Raw genomic sequence first — 18,873 nt, 5'->3', positions numbered from 1 at the left:
TCGTGTGTGCCGCCGAGCGTGATCTGATGTTGCTGGCCATTGAAGGTATAGGTCAGCACAACCGGATCGCTGCCTGCCTTCGGCGCGGAGCTCATCTGGAAGTTGAAGGTGATGTCTTGGCCTTCGTTGACTGGGTTAGCAGTCACGATGGCGGTGACTGGTGTCTCGGTGTCAGAGACCTGGACGGTGCCATTCGACGTACCGATCTTCTCGAAACCACCGCCGGTGCCGCTGTCTACGGTCAGGGTCAGGGTGCCGCCGTCGACGTAGACGTCTTCGCCGTTCGGGTTGGCAACAGTCAGCGAGCCGTGGCCGGTAGAGTCCAGGGTGATCTGGTGTTGCTGGCCATTGAAGGTGTAGGTCAGCACAACAGGATCGCTGCCTGCCTTCGGCGCGGAGCTCATGGCGAAGTTGAAGGTGATGTCCTGGCCTTCGTTGACTGGGTTAGCAGTCACGATCGCAGTTACTGGGGTCTCGGTATCCGAGACGACCACGGTGCCATTCGACGTACCGATCTTCTCGAAACCACCGCCGGTGCCGCTATCTACGGTCAGGGTCAGGCTGCCAGCGTCGACGTAAACGTCTTCACCGTTCGGGTTCGCTACGGTCAGCGAGCCATGGCCCTTGTCGTCCAGGGTGATCTGGTGCTGCTGGCCATTGAAGGTGTAGGTCAGCACAACAGGATCGCTACCCGCTTTCGGCGCAGCGCTCATCTGGAAGTTGAAGGTGATGTCCTGACCTTCGTTGACTGGGTTAGCAGTCACGATCGCGGTGACCGGCGTTTCGGTATCCGATACGACTACGGTGCCAGCCGAGGTACCGATCTTCTCGAAACCACCGCCGGTGCCGCCCTGGACCTCAAGGGTCAGAGTGCCGCCGTCGACGTACACATCTTCGCCGTTCGGGTTAGCAACAGTCAGCGAGCCGTGGCCGGTAGCGTCCAGGGTGATCTGATGTTGCTGGCCGTTGAAGGTGTAGGTCAGGACAACAGGATCGCTGCCTGCCTTCGGCGCGGAGCTCATGGCGAAGTTGAAGGTGATGTCCTGGCCTTCGTTGACCGGGTTAGCAGTCACGATCGCAGTCACCGGCGTTTCGGTATCCGAGACGACCACGGTGCCATTCGACGTACCGATCTTCTCGAAACCACCGCCGGTGCCGCTGTCTACGGTCAGGGTCAGGGTGCCGCCGTCGACGTAGACGTCTTCGCCGTTAGGGTTCGCTACGGTCAACGAGCCGTGGCCGGTAGAGTCCAGGGTGATCTGGTGCTGCTGACCGTTGAAGGTGTAGGTCAGGACCACAGGATCGCTGCCTGCTTTCGGCGCGGAGCTCATTTGGAAGTTGAAGGTGATCTCTTGACCTTCGTTGACCGGATTAGCAGTCACGATTGCGGTGACCGGCGTAAGGGTGTCTTCGACCGTAACGGTAGTGGTCGCGCCCGCCAGGTCCACGCCTTCGAAGTTACCGCCATTTACGGCAGTGACGCTTGCAGTCACGGAAGATGGATCTATGTAGACATCATCGCCGTTAGTGTTAGGAACCTGCAGGGTTCCCTTGCCGTTCGCATCGATCTCAACGGTATAGACGGTACCACCGACATTGACGGTCAGCGTGGTAGGGCTGCCAGCCTGCGGCGGGTTGCTCAGCTGGAAGTTGAAGGTGATGTTGGCATCACCCTCTTTCGCAGGCTCCGCGGACACCGCCACGGTGGTGGTGTCGACGGTGTCTTCGACAGTGGCGTTAGTGGTCGCGCCCGTCAGGTCCACGCCTTCGAAGTTGCCACCGTTTACCGCAGTAACGGTAGCGGTAACGGAAGAAGGGTCTTTGTAGGCATCTTCGCCGTTAGTGTTAGGAACCTGCAGAGTGCCTTTACCGTTCGCATCGATCTGAACGGTGTAGTTGGTGCCACCGACATTGACGGTCAATGTGGTCGGGCTACCCGCCTGCGGCGGATTGCTCAGCTGGAAGTTGAACGTGATGTTGGCATCACCCTCTTTCGCAGGCTCCGCGGACACCGCCACGGTCGTGGTGTCGACGGTGTCTTCCACGGTAGCGGTAGTGGTCGCGCCAGTCAGGTCCACAGCTTCGAAGTTACCGCCGTTTACAGCAGTAACCGTCGCAGTCACCGACGATGGATCCTTATAGGCGTCCTCACCGTTGGTGTTCGGGATGACCAGGGTGCCCTTGCCGTTCGCGTCGACGGTCACTGTGTAGTCAGTACCACCGACGTTCACGGTCAGGGTGGTCGTGCTGCCAGCCTGCGGCGGGTTGCTCAGCTGGAATTCGAAGGTGATGTTGGCATCGCCTTCTTTCGCCGGCTGCGCGGTAACGGCAACCGTCGTGGTGTCGATGGTGTCGACGATCTGGGTGACCGCTGGGGCCGGATTCGGGGTGATGATCAGGCCGCCACCACCGGAGGTGCCGGTGATGGTCGTGGAAATCTCGCTCCCGTCGATGTACGGCGTGTCGTTCGGCGGGATGGTCACGCTGACGGTGCCGGTGGTCTGGCCGGCGCTGATGACGATGACCTGGCCATTGGAGAGGGTAATGGTCAGGTCGGTCAGCGGCGGTTGGCCGACGGTCGCGGTGTAGACGATCACACCACCCGCTTCGGTAATCGTAGGCGTGCCGGTGAGGGTCAGCCCGGTGGCAACCGGTACGGCAGTGACGGTCTGGTCGGCGTTGAGGTTGGTATCAATGCCGCCCACTTCTTCGCGCGTAGCGAAGGTTTCAAAGCCGATCGGGGCAGTCGGGAAGCCAATGGTCGGATCAACCACGCCAGCCGTCTCATCGAGCATGACGAACGAGTGCCCACCGCCTACCGAACCACCCGCGCCCGCGGCAGTCGGGCCCGCAGCGGTCGCTTCGAGCTCGGTGGTCGGGTCGAGGCCGGCGGAGATCGCTTGTTGCAGTTCTTCGACCGAGGGCGCTGCCTGTGCGGTGGCCTGGCTCAGGTCGGTGGTGCTATCCGGAGCGTCCGCGCTCCATTGAGTGTCGCGGCCCAGGTCGAGTGTGCGGCCATCCGCCAGCTCGAGCGTCACAGCACCGCCGACACCGGTCAGCACCTGCTCGCCGGCCAGCAAACGGTCGCCTTCGATAAGGACGCGTCGAATGCCTTCAGGGGATACCGCGATGACTTGGCCAACAATGCTTTTGACGATGGCAACAACACTGCTCATTGGACTCTCCGGATTTAGCCGTTCTGTTTGGCTTCATGCCTAGCCGGCCGGGATAAGCCGCTATGCGAAGGAAATAAATTAGTAACTATTGGCGTCAAATTTCTGTCTATACTATTTGGCAATTAACTTTATGCCAAACTATTGACCTTCTGCCCGCCATCCTAAACAATCGGCAACGTAATGTCACATTGATATTTTTACCGCTCGTCACCCTTCCTTTCGTACTAATAGCAGTACCTCTTCGGAAGCGACTTCTTACGGTTATTCAGGCTGCCATTTACCAGGCTGGCTCGGCTTTGGCCGTGATTTGGAACAAGCATCTTCGGGATCAACTAAAAAATGCGTGCTTTTGTATTCACAGCTCTTCCGTTTGCGCTCTCCATCAGCTTCGTACAGGCCCAGACCCTGCCTGAAGCCATGCAGAAAGCGCTCGAGGTTCATCCCGAAATCCAGGCTGGGGTAAATGCCCGCGTGGCCGCCGACTACCAATTGCGTGCCGCCAAGGGTGGCTACCTGCCAAAAGTCGACATCACAGCCGGTTATGGCCGTGAAGGCACTGACAGCCCGAGCACAGGCAACCGCTGGGAAACCCTCAACCGCGGTGAGTCGAGCCTGCGCCTGCGGCAGATGGTGTTCGACGGCTTCGCCACCTCCAACGAAGTCGGCCGCCAGCAAGCCACCGTCAACTCGCGCGCCTACAACCTGCTCGGCACCTCCGAGCGCACCGCGCTGAACGTTGCCCAGGTGTACCTGGATGTGCTGACCCGCCGCGAGATGGTGCAGTTGGCAGAAGACAACCTGCGCAACCACGACCGTGTGCTCGACCAGATCAAACTGCGTACCAGCCGCGGCGTCGGCCGCTATGCCGACCTCGATCAGGCCGAAGCGCGCCAGGCCCAGGCCCGCAACAACCTGATCACCGAGCAGACCAACCTGGCCGATGCCAACACCAACTACCTGAGCGTGGTCGGGCAGATGCCGGACGAGCTGAGCGCGCCAGCGCCGTTCATCGACCTGCTGCCGGCCAACCTCGACGAAGCCCGTCATCAATTGGTAGAGAACAGCCCGGTGCTGCGCTCGGCAGAAGCCGACATCGCTGCCGCCGAGAAGCAATACGAAACCGCGAAGTCTACCTTTTACCCGCGCTTCGATGCAGAACTCGGACGTACGGCTGACAACAACCTCGACGGCGTGCAGGGCCACAACAACGAGTGGCAGGCCATGCTGCGGATGAACTTCAACCTGTACAATGGCGGCAGCAACAAGGCAGACCTGGAATCCAAGTCGTACCTGGCCAACCAGGCACTGGATATCCGCAACAATGCCCTGCGTCAGCTCAACGAAGAGCTGGGCCTGGCCTGGAATGCCATGGATAATGCCAACGCCCAGCTGCCGATCGCCCAGCAGTACGTCGACCACAGCAACAAAGTGCGCAGCGCCTATCAGCAGCAGTTCAGCCTGGGCGAGCGTACCCTGCTCGACCTGCTCGACAGCGAGAACGAAACCTTCTCGGCGCAACGTCGCCTGGCCGAAGTGAAAACCCTGCAGCTCTTTACCCAGTATCGAATCAAGGCGACCATGGGTCAGTTGCTCAAGAGCCAAGGCGTGGTTGCGCCGATGGCCACCGTTGTGCAGAACGACCTGAAACCCAATGTGAGCCTGCCAGGCATGAACTGAGGCGCACATCTCCCGTACACCCGAAAGGATAAAGAGAGCGCCGCGTGGAATCCGAAGTCAGTCGAGTTCAACTCAGTCACGATCCGCGCAGCCAGCATGACGATCCTTTACTGGATAGCCTGCTGACCCTGTGTGTTCTGCATCAGAAGCCCGCCAGCCGGGCCATGCTGACCACCGGGCTGCCTTTGCCCTCCCAGCGCCTGGACCCTGAGCTGCTGCCCCGTGCGGCGGCCCGGGCCGGGCTGCAGGGGCGCCTGCTGCAGCGCAAGCTGGAGCAGATCCCGACTATCGCCATGCCGGCCATGCTGCTGCTCAAAGAGGGCCGCAGCGCCGTCCTGCTCGGCTGGGAAAACACCGACAGCGCGCGCCTGCTGCTCAGCGAGAGCGACGGCGGCGAAGTGCTGGTCAGCCGTGAAGCGCTGCTCGAGGACTACAGCGGCAAGGTGTTCTTCGCCCAGCCGCAGCACAAGTACGACGTCAACCACGGCAACCTGATCCCGCGGACCAAGTCCTGGTTCCGCGACACCCTGCTGCGCAGCAAGTGGCTGTACGTCGACGCCATCGCCGCGAGCCTGGTGATCAACCTGATCGCCCTGGCGGCGCCGCTGTTCGTGATGAACGTGTATGACCGGGTGGTGCCCAACCAGGCCACCTCGACCCTCTGGGTGCTGGCCATCGGCATCATGGGTGCCTACGTCTTCGACCTGGTGCTCAAGCTCATGCGCAGCCTGTGCCTGGACCTCGCCGGCAAGAAGACCGACCTGATCGTCTCGGCGACCCTGTTCGAGCGGATCGTCGGCATGTCGATGAAGTACCGCCCAGCGCGGGTCGGCAGCTTTGCCCAGAACATCCATGAGTTCCAGGGGCTGCGCGACTTTCTCGCATCACTGACCCTGACCAGCCTGATCGATCTGCCGTTCACCCTACTGATATTGATCGTCATCGCCATTCTTGGCGGCCATCTGGTGTGGATCCCGATCCTGGCCTTCCCGCTGGCCCTGGGCATCGGCTATGCCCTGCAAAAACCGCTGATGTCGACCATGGAGCGGACCATGGCGCTGGCCTCCGAGCGCCAGTCCAGCCTGATCGAAACGCTGGCCGGCCTTGATGCGATCAAGGTCAACAACGCCGAAAGCGAACGCCAGTACATGTGGGAACAGACCCTCGGCACCCTTAGCCGCCTCGAATTGCGGGTCAAGGTGCTGTCGGGCCTGGCAATGAACATCACTATGCTGATCCAGCAGCTGGCCGGCGTCGCGATGATCTGTGTCGGCGTCTACCTGATCATCGACGGCAACCTGAGCATGGGCGGCCTGGTGGCCTGCTACATGCTCAGCGGTCGCGCGCTCGGCCCGCTGGGCCAGCTCAACGGTTTGCTGGCACGTTATCAACAGGCCAAGGTGACCATGGTCGCCACCGACCAGATGATGGACCTGCCCCAGGAGCGCAACTTCGAGGAGCGCCCGCTGAGCCGCCAGGTACTGCAAGGCGCCATCGAGTTCCGCGGGGTCGACTTCACCTACCCGAACCAGCAGAACCAGGCACTCAAGGGCATCAACCTGACCATTCGCCCGGGCGAAAAAGTCGGCATCATTGGCCGCAGCGGCTCGGGCAAGAGCTCGCTGGCCAAGCTGATCGTCGGCCTCTACGAGTCGGACGCCGGCTCGCTCTTGGTCGACGGCGTGGACATCCGCCAGATCGACGTCAGCGAGCTGCGCCACAACATCGGCTACGTGCCCCAGGACATCCAACTGCTCGCCGGCACCCTGCGCGACAACCTGGTCAGCGGCGCGCGCTACGTCGAGGACGAGCTGATCCTGCAAGCCTCGGAACTGGCAGGGGTGCATGAGTTTGCCCGCCTGCACCCGGACGGCTACGAGCTGCAAGTCGGCGAGCGCGGCCAGAACCTCTCCGGCGGCCAGCGGCAGAACGTCGCCCTGGGCCGTGCGTTGCTGCTCAACCCGCAGATCATGCTGCTCGACGAACCGACCGCGTCCATGGACAACACCGGTGAAGAGCGCCTCAAGCAACGCTTGCAGGCAGTGATCGAACACAAGACCGTCGTGCTGGTGACCCACCGCGCCTCGTTGCTGTCGCTGGTCGACCGGTTGATCGTCATCGACCGTGGCCAAGTGGTCGCCGACGGCCCGAAAGCCTCGGTCATGGATGCGTTGAAGAAGGGGCAGATCAGTGTCGCTTAAGCTGGATGTGAGCCGTTTCAAGGACAATTTGCGCAGCTACTTCAAAGGCGCCGAGACATTTGCCGGCGAACCGCTGCCCGAAGTGCGCAAATCGCTGGTCGAAGATGCGCCGCGTGTGGCGCGCCTGACGATCTGGGGGGTGATTGCGTTCTTCCTGTTCCTGATCGTCTGGGCCAGCCTGGCCCCGATCGATGAAGTCACCCGCGGCGAAGGCAAGGCGATCCCGTCGTCCAAGCTGCAGAAGATCCAGAACCTCGAGGGCGGCATCATTGCCGAGATCTACGCCAAGGAGGGGGAGATCGTCGAGGTTGGCCAACCCCTGCTGCGCCTGGATGAAACCCGCTTCGCGTCCAACGTGGGCGAAACCGAAGCCGACCGCCTGGCCATGGCCATGCGCGTCGAGCGCCTGAGCGCCGAGGTCGAAGACCGCCCGCTGCAGATCGACGATGTGTTGCGCAAGGCTGCGCCGCATCAGGCGAGCAACGAAGAGTCGTTGTTCCAGAGCCGTCGCCAGCAACTGCATGACGAGATCGGCGGGCTCGAGCAGCAACTGGTGCAGCGCCAGCAGGAGCTGCGCGAGTTCAACTCCAAGCGCGGCCAGTACGCCAACAGCCTGCAGTTGTTGCGTCAGGAAATCGGCATGTCCGAGCCGCTGGTGGCGCAAGGTGCGATCTCCCAGGTGGAGGTCCTGCGCCTGCGCCGCTCCGAGGTGGAAAACCGCGGGCAACTGGACGCCACGACCCTGGCTATTCCGCGGGCCGAAGCGGCCATCAAGGAAGTGCAGAGCAAGATCGAAGAGACTCGCGGCAAGTTCCGCAGCGAAGCCCTGACCCAGCTCAACGAAGCCCGCACCGAGCTGAGCAAGGCTACGGCCACCGGCAAGGCGCTGGACGATCGGGTCAACCGCACCCTGGTGACCTCGCCGGTGCGCGGCATCGTCAAGCAGCTGTTGGTGAACACCATTGGTGGGGTGATCCAGCCGGGCAGCGACATCATCGAGATCGTTCCGCTGGACGATACCTTGGTGGTCGAGGCGAAGATCCTGCCCAAGGACATCGCCTTCCTGCACCCGGGGCAGGAAGCCACGGTCAAGTTCACCGCCTACGACTACACGATCTATGGCGGGCTGAAGGCCAAACTTGAACAGATCGGTGCCGACACCATCACCGATGAAGACAAGAAGACCACGTACTACCTGATTCGCCTGCGCACCGACCGCAGCCACCTGGGGACGGATGAGAAGCCGCTGCTGATCATTCCGGGGATGGTGGCTACGGTGGATATCATGACGGGCAAGAAGACCATCATGAGCTATCTGCTCAAGCCGATCGTCAAGGCGCGGTCCGAGGCCTTGCGCGAGCGTTGATCTGGTGTTCAGTCATCACGAGGGCCGCTTTGCGGCCCTTTCGCGTTAATGGGCCATGGCGGGCCTGTGGTGCCAGGGCCGGCCTCTTCGCGGGCAAGCCCGCTCCCACAGGGTTAAGCGGCGCTGCCCTTTCCTGTTCCATGCGCAACAGCGCAGCCATAAAGGCTGGGTGATCTCCACAGGGACCGCGCAAATCTCCAGAACAGCGCCATCCCTGTGGGAGCGGGCTTGCCCCGCGAAGAGGCCGACACGCAATCACTCGCCTAGCGCTCGCGCAGCGCCTCCCCACGGGCCTTGATGATCGGCTTGAGCAAGTAGCTCATGATGGTCTTCTTGCCGGTCATGATGTCCACCGTGGCGACCATCCCGGGGATGATCAACAACGGCTTCTCGTCAGTCCCCAGATGGCTGCGCTCGGTGCGCAAGCGGATCAGGTAGTACGTGGTCTTCTTGTCTTCATCGGTGATGGTGTCGGCGCCGATCTGTTCGAGCTTGGCCGTCAGCCCGCCATAAATGGTGTAGTCATAGGCGGTGAACTTGACCGTGGCTTCCTGCCCGGGATGCAGGAAGGCAATGTCCTTGGGCAGGATCTTCGCCTCGACCACCAGGCTGTCATCCAGCGGGACGATCTCGATGATGTCGCTGCCGGGCTGGATCACCCCACCGATGGTATTGACCAGCAGCTGCTTGACGATTCCGCGCACCGGTGAGGTCACCAGGGTGCGGTTGACCCGGTCATCCAGGGCCTTGCCGGTCGCGGTGGCCTTGCTCAGCTCGGTGCGCGCCTCGTTGAGCTGGGTCAGGGCATCGCTGCGGAACTTGCCGCGGGTCTCCTCGATCTTGCTCTGGATCTCTTTGATGGCCGCTTCGGCGCGCGGAATGGCCAGGGTGGTGGCGTCCATCTCACCGCGGTTCTCGACCTCGGAACGGCGCAGACGGAGGATCTCGACCTGGGAGATTGCGCCCCGGGCCACCAGCGGCTCGGACATGGCGATCTCCTGGCGCAGCAGCTGCAGGCCGCTGGCGTACTGGGCACGCTTGGAGGTGTACTCGCGCAGCTCCTGCTGACGCTGCACCAGTTGCTGCTCGAGGCCGCCGATTTCGTCGTGCAACTGCTGCCGGCGGCTCTGGTACAAGGACTCTTCGCTGTCTGCCTGGCGCGGTGATGCCTCGCGCAATTGCTCGTCGATCTTCAACGGCACTTCTTCGACCTCGGCACTCAGCCGCTCCACACGCATGGCCATGGCCACCCGCTCAGCTTCGGTTTCGCCCTTGTTCGAGGCAAAGCGGGTTTCATCGAGGCGCAGCAAGGGCTGGCCAACCTCGACGATCTCACCTTCCTTGGCGAAGATCTCGGCGACGATGCCGCCCTCGAGGTTCTGGATCTTCTGCACCTTGGACGAGGGGATCGCCTTGCCCTCCCCTCGGGTCACTTCATCGATCGGCGCCACACAAGCCCAGACGATCAGGAACAGGAAAAACGCGATCACCCCCCAGATGGTCATCCGCACCACCCGTGGGGCATCCTCGATCAAGGCCTTGTTGACCTCGGGCAGGGGCTGCCCGTTGAGCGAGTCAGAGCCTTTGAAATAGCGCCGCAGGTTGTCCTTGAAGTGCCCCACATCGAGCTTATGCAACACTGATCTGCCCCTTCTTCAGCGCATCCATGACCGTGGCTTTCGAGCCATCGGCGACCACCTGGCCACGGTCGATGACGATCAACCGGTCGACCAGCGTCAGCAGCGAGGCGCGGTGGGTGACCAACAGCACGGTCTTGTGCTCGATCACCGCCTGCAGGCGCTGCTTGAGCCGCTCTTCACCGGTGTTGTCCATGGACGCGGTCGGTTCGTCGAGCAGCAGGATCTGCGGGTTGAGCAGCAAGGCACGGCCCAGGGCGACGTTCTGCCGCTGGCCGCCGGAGAGGTTCTGGCCCCGTTCGCCGACCTGAAGCTCATAGCCGTCGGGGTGCAGCCTGGCGAACTCGTGAACACCGGAGAGCTCGGCAGCCTGGAGGATCATTTCGTCTTCGATGTAGCGCGCACCGCTGACCAGGTTGTCACGCAGGGTGCCGGCGAGCAGCTGGATGTCCTGAGGCACGTAACCGATGTTGTGGCGCAGCTCGCTGACGTCGATCTGGCGGATGTCTACGCCGTCGACCAAGAGCGAGCCATTGTCCGCCTCGTAGAGGCCGACGATCAGCTTGGCCAGCGAGCTCTTGCCCGAGCCGCTGCGGCCAATGATGCCGACTTTTTCGCCCGGGCGAATGGTCAGGTTGATACCCTTGAGCGCCTGGTTCTGCTGGTTCGGGTAAGTGAAGTCGACCCCGCGGAATTCGATGGCGCCTTGCAGTACCTGTCGGCTCAGCGGGCGCTCCTCGAAGTTGCGCTCCTGGGGCAGGTCCATCATCTGGTCAGTCGCGACCATGGTCACCTTGGCCTGCTGGTAACGGGCCAGCAAACCGTTGAGCTGGCCCAGCGGGCCAAGCGCTCGGCCACTGAGCATGTAGCAGGCGACCAGGCCGCCCATGCTCAGGTTGCCGTCGATGATCAGGTAGACCCCCACGCAGATCATCGCGACGCCCGCCAACTGCTGGATCAGCAGGGTGATGTTCATCGCCAGGCCCGACAGCACCTTGACCCGCAGCTCCAGCCGGCTAAGGGTGCCGAGGGTCTGCTCCCACATGTACTGGCGCTCGCTTTCGGCATTGTTGACCTTGACCGCGTCTAGCCCAGCGAGGGTTTCGATCAGGCTGGACTGGCGCTCGGAGGCCAGCGCCATGGTCCGCTCCATGGTCGACATCAGCGGTTTTTGCAGGGCATAGCCGATGCCCAGGGCCAGCGGGAAGGCCAGGATCGGGATCCACACCAGATGGCCCCCGATGATCGAGATGACGATCAGGATCAGCACGGTGAACGGCAGGTCGATCAGGCTGGTCAGAGTCAGTGACGCGAGGAAGTCGCGCAGCCCCTGGAACTCGTGGATGTTCTGGGCAAAGCTGCCGACCCGCGCCGGGCGGTACTTCATCGACATGCCGACGATCCGTTCGAACAGGGTCGCCGAGATGATCAGGTCGGTTTTCTTGCCCGCCAGGTCCAGGCACAGGCTGCGCAGGCCCTTGAGGATCAGGTCGAAGACGTAGGCGCCGGTAATGCCGACTGCCAGCACCCAGAGGGTCGACGTGGCCTGGTTCGGTACCACCCGGTCGTACACGTTCATCACGAACAATGGCGCTGCGAGGGCGATCAGGTTGATCACCAGGCTGGCGGCGATGGCGTCGATGTACAGCCATTTGCTGCGCAGCAGGGTGTCGCGAAACCAGGACTTGGTGCGCGGGATCAGGTTGCCGTGGTTGACGTCGTACTTGTGCTGCGGCTGGGCGAAAAACACCTTGCCGCTGTAATCGCCGAGCAGCGCCTCACGGCTCACCAGCACCTCGCCGCCGTCGCTTTCGCTGAGCAGCAGGCGCGCAGTGTCGGCATTCTCCCAGCCAAGCAGGACGGCGCTGCGGCCCTCTTTGAGCAGCAGCATGGCCGGCATGGCGATCGTCGGGATCTGCTCCAGCTTGCGCTGCAGCAGGCGCCCCTGCAGGCCGGCGCGAGCCGCCGCGCGGGGCAGCAACTCGGCATTAAGGCGCTGAGCCGGCAACGGCAGGCCGGTGGTCAGCATGGCCCGGCTGGCGGGCTTCTGGTGCAGGACACACAGGGTCAGCAGGCTGTCCAGCAACGGGTCATCGTGCTGGCTGCGGGGATCGTGACTGAGTGGGGCTCGACTGACTTCAGGTTCCACGCGGCGCTCTCTTCTTCCTGACGGTAGAGGGGGCAGGTGCGCATCCAGGCAGTGCCTGGTGGCTCACCCAGGTTCAGGCCACCTTCGACCCCCATGGCCCTGCACTATCAACCTCGGCGCTGCTCAACATTCATCGGGCAATTACATCACTGCGGTAGCGAAAACCCACGCTGTCCACTGCTGTTCCTGACCGTGCAACATGCTGGAGGTTTCATTGAATATCTGTCGGTTATGGTCAACAACAATGGCTGCGGAGATGGCTATTAGCCACTGACTAAATCAATTCATATCCCCCAAGACTAACTGTTCATCAAATCGATGCAAGTGGCGATACCGAATTTCATTCAATGATCCGCACTCAATACCTGCAGCGCCTGATCTAGACGATCTGGCGCTGTTAAACATACCCCGGAGAGCCTTTATTTAGTGCGACATTTGTCGCAATTCTCTGCAGGGCTATGCTCGTTCAATGGTTCAAATCCCCGTACACATTAATTGGAACCTTTGGTCAACCGAAGGACTAATACGAAAGTAAGAGTTGGCAACAGCGCAACTCCCGATGTGACATGGCTTTAGCAGTTGGCGTAATTAACCTGACGCACACAGTCAATAACCCGCCACTCGCCAACATCGGCGAAACGTCTCACGCGGTAAGTGCATGGAAATCAGCTGAAAACAACTTTGAAGTATTCCATCTGGCGGCCGCCTCTCGTCGCTGCAGCCATGGAAGCTACCGATCGGGTAACCCGGAGAGTCTCATGAGCACTGTCGTAGCCATCGTCAAAAGCGTTGTTGGCCAAGTCGTCGCAGTATCCCCAGAAGGCATCCGGCGTGTACTGATCGAAGGCGACCGGCTGTATGCCGGGGACCAGGTGCTGACCGGCGAGAGCGGCGCAGTGACGCTGGAGCTTACCGATGGGCGGATCCTCGACCTCGGCCGCGAGACACAGTGGAGCGCGCAGACGCCGGATGTCAGTACCGACCTGAGCCAGGAGAGCACGCCCACGGCGCCCTCGGTCGACGAATTGCAGCGCGCCATCCAGGCGGGTGATGACCCGACCGTAGACTTCGAAGCGACCGCGGCGGGGCCTACTGCGGCGGGCAGTTCGGGCTCGCTGGGCGGTGGCCACACCTTTGTCATCCTCGAGGCGTCGGGCGGTGTTGCGCCGACGATCGGCTTCCACACCGCCGGGCTGAGCTTTGACGACGAACTGCGGGTCGAGCCCACCTACGGTATTGATGAACTCCCGGTCGACACCACCTCGGCCACTCAGGCCGTACCGGCTGAGTCGGTCCCTGAGGTCATCACCGCCACCAGTGTGACCTTGAGCGCAACGCCCAGCCTGACCGAAGCCGGCGGCGTGATCACCTACACCGCGACCCTCGGCCAAGTGCTGCAGACCGACCTCACCGTGACCTTGTCCAACGGCGCGGTGATCGTCATTGCAGCGGGCCAGAACAACGGCTCGATCAATGTCGGTGTGGTGCCCACCGACAGCGTCTACATCGACGCCAGCCAGGTGGCTGCGCACATCACCACCACCGTTGGCGGCAACCTGACGGTGAACATCGACGGGACACCCGCCGTCACGCAGATCGTCGACACCGTCGACATCACCCACCTCACCCTCAGCGCCACCCCCAGCGTCACCGAAGGCGGTGTGATCACCTACACGGTAACCCTGAGCAACCCAGCGCAGACGCCGGTCACCGTGACCTTGTCCAACGGTCAGAGCCTCTCCATCGCGGCGGGCCAGGCCAGCGCCAGCGTGAACGTGCAGGCCACGGCCAATGACGTGTACAAAAGCGCCAGCACCGTTGCGCTGAGCATCGACAAGGCCGAGGGCGGCAACTTCGAGAGCCTGGTGGTCAGCAAGACCCCGGCGACCACCGCGATCAGCGACAGCCTCGACACCTCGACCGTGACCCTCACGGCGACGCCTTCGGTGAGCGAAGGCGGCAGCATCGTCTACACCGCCTCGATCAACGCGCCGGTGACCGGCAGCCCGGTGTTGGTGACCCTGGCCAACGGCAAGATCATCACCATCGCGGTTGGCCAGAGCTCGGGCTCGGTCAGCGTGGCAGTGAGCAATGACACGGGCAAAGGCCATGCGCCGGTCAGCACCAGCATCAGCGGTGTCAGCGGTGGCAACTTCGAGAACCTGGTGGCCAACCAGAGCCCGGTTTCCACGAGCGTCGACGATGCCAAGGACACCACCACCGTAACCCTGACCGCGACACCGTCGGTAACCGAAGGCGGGACCATCGTCTACACCGCATCGCTGGGCGCGCCGGTGACCGGCAGCCCGGTCGTGGTAACCCTGGCCAATGGGCAAACCATCACCATTGCGGTCGGGCAGAGCTCGGGTTCCATCGGCACGCCGGTGGGCAACGACGTGCACGCTGATCATCCGGCCATCAGCAACAGCATTAGTCAGGTCAGTGGCGGCAACTTCGAGAGCCTGGTGGGCGACCAGACGCCGGTCAGTACCACGGTCACTGCGCTACAAGACACCACCACCGTGTCGCTGTCGGCAACGTCGTCGGTTGCCGAAGGCGGGACAATCCTCTACACCGCCACCCTCGGCGCCCCCGCGGGCACCCCGGTGACAGTCACGCTGAGCAATGGTCAGGTCATCACCCTCGCCGCCAACCAGATCTCCGGCAGCGTGGCGGTTGCTGCGCCTGCGAATGATCCGTACGCGGATGCAGACTCGGTCAGCGTTCGCATCACCGGCGCCAGCGGGGGGAATTTCGAGAACCTGGCAGTCGATGGCAGCACTGTCGTGACCCGTATCGTGGATACCGTCGACACTTCGACCGTATCACTGACCGCGACGGCATCGGTTGCCGAAGGCGGGACTATTGTCTACACCGCCAGCGTGACGGCTCCGGTCACTGGCAGCCCGGTCGTGGTGACCTTGGCCAATGGCCAGAGCATCACCATCGCTGTCGGTCAGAGCGCTGGCACCGTCAGCACGTTGGTCAGCAACGACGCGTACCAGGGCCATGCGGCGGTCTCCAATAGCATCACCAGCGTCAGCGGGGGCAACTACGAGAATCTGGTAGCCAATAACGCTCCCGTATCTACGGGCGTCACCGACGTAACCGACACCACTACCGTCACTCTGACTGCTACGCCTTCGGTTGCTGAAGGCGGCACCATCGTTTACACCGCATCGGTCGGGGCGCCCGTCATCGGCAGCCCGGTCGTGGTCACCCTGGCCAACGGCCAAAGCATCACCATCGCGGTCGGACAGAGCTCCGGTACCGTCAGCACGCCGGTCAGCAACGACGCTTATCAGGGTCATGCTGCCGTCACGACAAACATCACCAGTGTCAGCGGCGGCAACTACGAGAACCTGGTGGCGAACCAGAGCCCGGTTTCCACCGGCGTCACCGATGTTCGAGACACCACCACCGTCACCCTGACCGCCACCCCATCGGTCGCCGAAGGCGGGACCATCGTCTACACCGCATCGGTCGACGCCCCAGTCACCGGCAGCCCAGTCGTGGTCACCCTGGCCAACGGCCAGAACATCACCATTGCCGTCGGCCAAAGCTCCGGCACCGTCAACACGCCAGTCAGCAACGACGCTTACCAGGGCCATGCCGCAGTCACGACTCAAATAACCGGGGTCAGCGGTGGTAACTACGAGAACCTGGTGGCTAACCCGACAGCGGTTTCCACCTCGGTCACCGATGTTCGTGACACCACCACCGTGACCCTGACCGCCACGCCTTCGGTGGCTGAAGGCGGCACCATTGTCTATACAGCCTCGCTGGGTGCTCCGGTTACCGGCACTCCTGTCGTGGTCACCTTGGCCAACGGTCAGAGCATCACCATCGCCGTCGGCCAAAGCTCTGGCACGGTCAACACGCCGGTCAGCGATGACGTCTACCAAGGCCATGCCGCAGTCACGACCAACATCACCAGCGTCAGCGGCGGTAACTACGAGAATCTGGTGGCGAACCAAAGCCCGGTTTCCACCGGTGTCACCGATGTCCGTGACACCACGGCCGTGACCCTCACGGCAACCCCGTCGGTCGCCGAAGGCGGCACCATCGTTTACACCGCTTCGGTCGAGGCGCCGGTCGCCGGCAGTCCAGTCGTGGTCACCTTGGCCAACGGCCAAACCATCACCATCGCCGTCGGCCAGAGCTCAGGCACCGCCAACACGCCAGTCAGCAACGACGTCTATCAAGGCCATGCCGCAGTTACGACCCAAATCACCGGGGTCAGCGGCGGGAGCTACGAGAATTTGGTCGCGAACCAAAGCCCGGTTTCCACGGGCATCACCGATGTCCGCGACACCACCACCGTGACGCTGACCGCTACGCCTTCGGTCGTTGAAGGCGGCACCATCGTCTACACCGCATCGGTCGACGCACCTGTCACCGGCAGCCCTGTCGTGGTCACCTTGGCCAACGGCCAGAGCATCACCATCGCCGTGGGCCAAAGCTCCGGCACCGTCAACACGCCGGTCAGCAACGACGTGTACCAGGGCCACGCGGCCGTCACTACCAACATCACCAGCGTCAGCGGCGGCAATTACGAAAACCTGGTGGCGAACCAAAGTCCGGTTTCCACCGGCGTCACCGATGTTCGCGACACCACGACCGTCACACTGACGGCTCCACCTTCGGTTGCCGAAGGCGGCACCATCGTTTACACCGCATCGGTCGGGGCACCCGTCACCGGCAGCCCGATCGTGGTGACATTGGCCAACGGCCAGAGCATCACCATTGCCGTCGGCCAAAGCTCCGGCACCGTTAACACGCCAGTCAGCAACGACGCTTACCACGGCCATGCCGCAGTCACGACTCAAATAACCGGGGTCAGCGGTGGTAACTACGAGAACCTTGTGGCGAACCAAAGCCCGGTTTCCACAGGCGTCACCGATGTTCGCGACACCACCACCGTCACCCTGACAGCCACCCCTTCGGTCGCCGAGGGCGGGACCATCGTTTACACCGCGTCGGTCGACGCCCCAGTCACCGGCAGCCCGGTCGTGGTGACATTGGCCAACGGCCAGAGCATCACCATCGCCGTAGGCCAGAGCTCCGGCACCGTCAACACGCCGGTCAGCAACGACGTGTACCAGGGCCACGCGGCCGTCACTACCAACATCACCAGCGTCAGCGGCGGCAATTACGAAAACCTGGTGGCGAACCAAAGCCCGGTTTCCACCGGTGTCACCGATGTTCGTGACACCACCACCGTCACCCTGACCGCTACACCTTCGGTCGCTGAAGGCGGCATCATCGTCTATACGGCCTCGGTGGGTGCTCCGGTTACCGGTAATCCGGTCGTGGTCACCCTTGCCAACGGTCAGAGCATCACCATCGCCGTGGGCCAAAGCTCCGGTACCGCCAACACGCCAGTCAGCAATGACGTCTATCAAGGCCATGCGGCGGTAACAACCAACATCACCAGCGTTAGCGGCGGCAACTACGAGAACCTGGTGGCGAACCAGAGCCCGGTTTCCACCGGTGTCACCGATGTTCCAGACACCACGACCGTCACCCTGACAGCCACCCCTTCGGTTGCCGAAGGCGGCACCATCGTTTACACCGCGTCGGTCGGGGCACCCGTCACCGGCAGCCCGGTCGTGGTGACATTGGCCAACGGCCAGAGCATCACCATTGCCGTCGGCCAAAGCTCCGGCACCGTTAACACGCCAGTCAGCAACGACGTGTACCAGGGCCACGCGGCCGTCACTACCAACATCACCAGCGTCAGCGGCGGCAATTACGAAAACCTGGTGGCGAACCAAAGCCCGGTTTCCACCGGTGTCACCGATGTTCGTGACACCACCACCGTCACCCTGACCGCTACACCTTCGGTCGTTGAAGGCGGCATCATCGTCTATACGGCCTCGGTGGGTGCTCCGGTTACCGGTAACCCGGTCGTGGTCACCCTGGCCAACGGTCAGAGCATCACCATCGCCGTGGGCCAAAGCTCCGGTACCGCCAACACGCCAGTCAGCAACGACGTCTATCAAGGCCATGCCGCAGTCACGACCCAAATCACCGGGGTCAGCGGCGGGAGCTACGAGAATCTGGTCGCGAACCAAAGCCCGGTTTCCACGGGCATCACCGATGTCCGCGACACCACCACCGTCACCCTGACGGCTACTCCTTCCGTCGCCGAGGGCGGCACCATCGTCTACACCGCATCGGTCGATGCACCGGTCACCGGCAGCCCAGTCGTGGTCACCTTGGCCAACGGACAAAGCATCACCATCGCTGTCGGCCAGAGCTCTGGGACGGTCAACACACCGGTCAGCAATGACGTCTATCAAGGCCATGCCGCGGTGACCAACAGCATCACCGGCGCAAGCGGTGGCAATTACGAAAACCTGGTGGCGAACCAGAACACAGTTACTACCGGTGTCACCGATGTGACTGACACCACCACCGTCACCCTGACGGCCACGCCTTCCGTTGCCGAGGGCGGGACCATCGTCTACACCGCGTCGGTCGATGCGCCCGTCACCGGTAGCCCAGTCGTGGTCACCCTGGCCAACGGCCAGAGCATCACCATAGCTGTCGGCCAGAGCTCCGGCACGGTCAACACGCCGGTCAGCAACGATGTCTACCAAGGCCATGCTGCCGTCACCAACAACATCACCGGGGTCAGCGGCGGCAATTTCGAAAGCCTGGT

At 62.5% G+C, this 18,873-nt stretch carries 7 protein-coding genes (1 of these 7 cut by a window edge); 4 read left to right on the top strand and 3 right to left on the bottom strand.

Features of this window, described 5'->3' with window-relative positions; translation table 11 throughout:
* Positions 1-3,176 (bottom strand): retention module-containing protein (locus CCOS865_RS00085; RefSeq protein WP_119136963.1); only part of this gene is annotated, 3,176 nt, incomplete at its 3' end.
* Between the two features lie 339 nt (positions 3,177-3,515).
* On the opposite strand from CCOS865_RS00085, the gene CCOS865_RS00080 reads away from it, so the two are divergent.
* The 3 genes from CCOS865_RS00080 to CCOS865_RS00070 are packed head-to-tail and all read left to right on the top strand — an operon-like array spanning position 3,516 to position 8,420.
* Positions 3,516-4,853 (top strand): TolC family outer membrane protein, encoded by a 1,338-nt coding sequence (locus CCOS865_RS00080; protein ID WP_119136962.1) that lies wholly within the window; start codon positions 3,516-3,518, stop codon positions 4,851-4,853.
* Positions 4,854-4,897: 44 nt separating this feature from the next.
* Positions 4,898-7,054 carry a type I secretion system permease/ATPase gene (locus CCOS865_RS00075; RefSeq protein ID WP_119136961.1) on the top strand — a complete coding sequence of 719 codons (2,157 nt, stop codon included), beginning with the start codon at positions 4,898-4,900 and terminating at the stop codon, positions 7,052-7,054.
* A gap of 7 nt (positions 7,055-7,061) precedes the next feature.
* Positions 7,062-8,420: an HlyD family type I secretion periplasmic adaptor subunit gene (locus tag CCOS865_RS00070; RefSeq protein WP_415842627.1), complete on the top strand. Its 1,359-nt coding sequence runs from the start codon at positions 7,062-7,064 to the stop codon at positions 8,418-8,420.
* Positions 8,421-8,683: 263 nt separating this feature from the next.
* Here CCOS865_RS00070 and CCOS865_RS00065 read toward each other — a convergent pair whose 3' ends face one another.
* The gene (locus tag CCOS865_RS00065; RefSeq protein ID WP_119136959.1) at positions 8,684-10,060 is read right to left on the bottom strand and encodes an HlyD family type I secretion periplasmic adaptor subunit; all 1,377 of its coding nucleotides are present in this window, start codon (positions 10,058-10,060) and stop codon (positions 8,684-8,686) included.
* A complete protein-coding gene (locus CCOS865_RS00060) occupies positions 10,050-12,206 on the bottom strand; it encodes a type I secretion system permease/ATPase (protein WP_119136958.1) in 2,157 nt (718 codons plus the stop codon). The genes CCOS865_RS00065 and CCOS865_RS00060 overlap by 11 nt, the downstream gene beginning before the upstream one ends.
* 758 nt (positions 12,207-12,964) lie before the next feature.
* Here CCOS865_RS00060 and CCOS865_RS00055 point away from each other — a divergent pair.
* A protein-coding gene (locus tag CCOS865_RS00055; protein WP_119136957.1) for an immunoglobulin-like domain-containing protein crosses the window boundary here: on the top strand, positions 12,965-18,873 show its 5' end (the start). The gene runs 25,417 nt beyond the window's last position; only the first 5,909 of its 31,326 coding nucleotides appear in the window; the start codon lies at positions 12,965-12,967; its stop codon lies beyond the right edge, outside the window.

The organism is Pseudomonas reidholzensis, assembly GCF_900536025.1.
In the GTDB taxonomy this organism is placed as follows: Bacteria; Pseudomonadota; Gammaproteobacteria; order Pseudomonadales; family Pseudomonadaceae; genus Aquipseudomonas; species Aquipseudomonas reidholzensis.
This window is presented reverse-complemented; position numbering and strand designations above follow the sequence as displayed.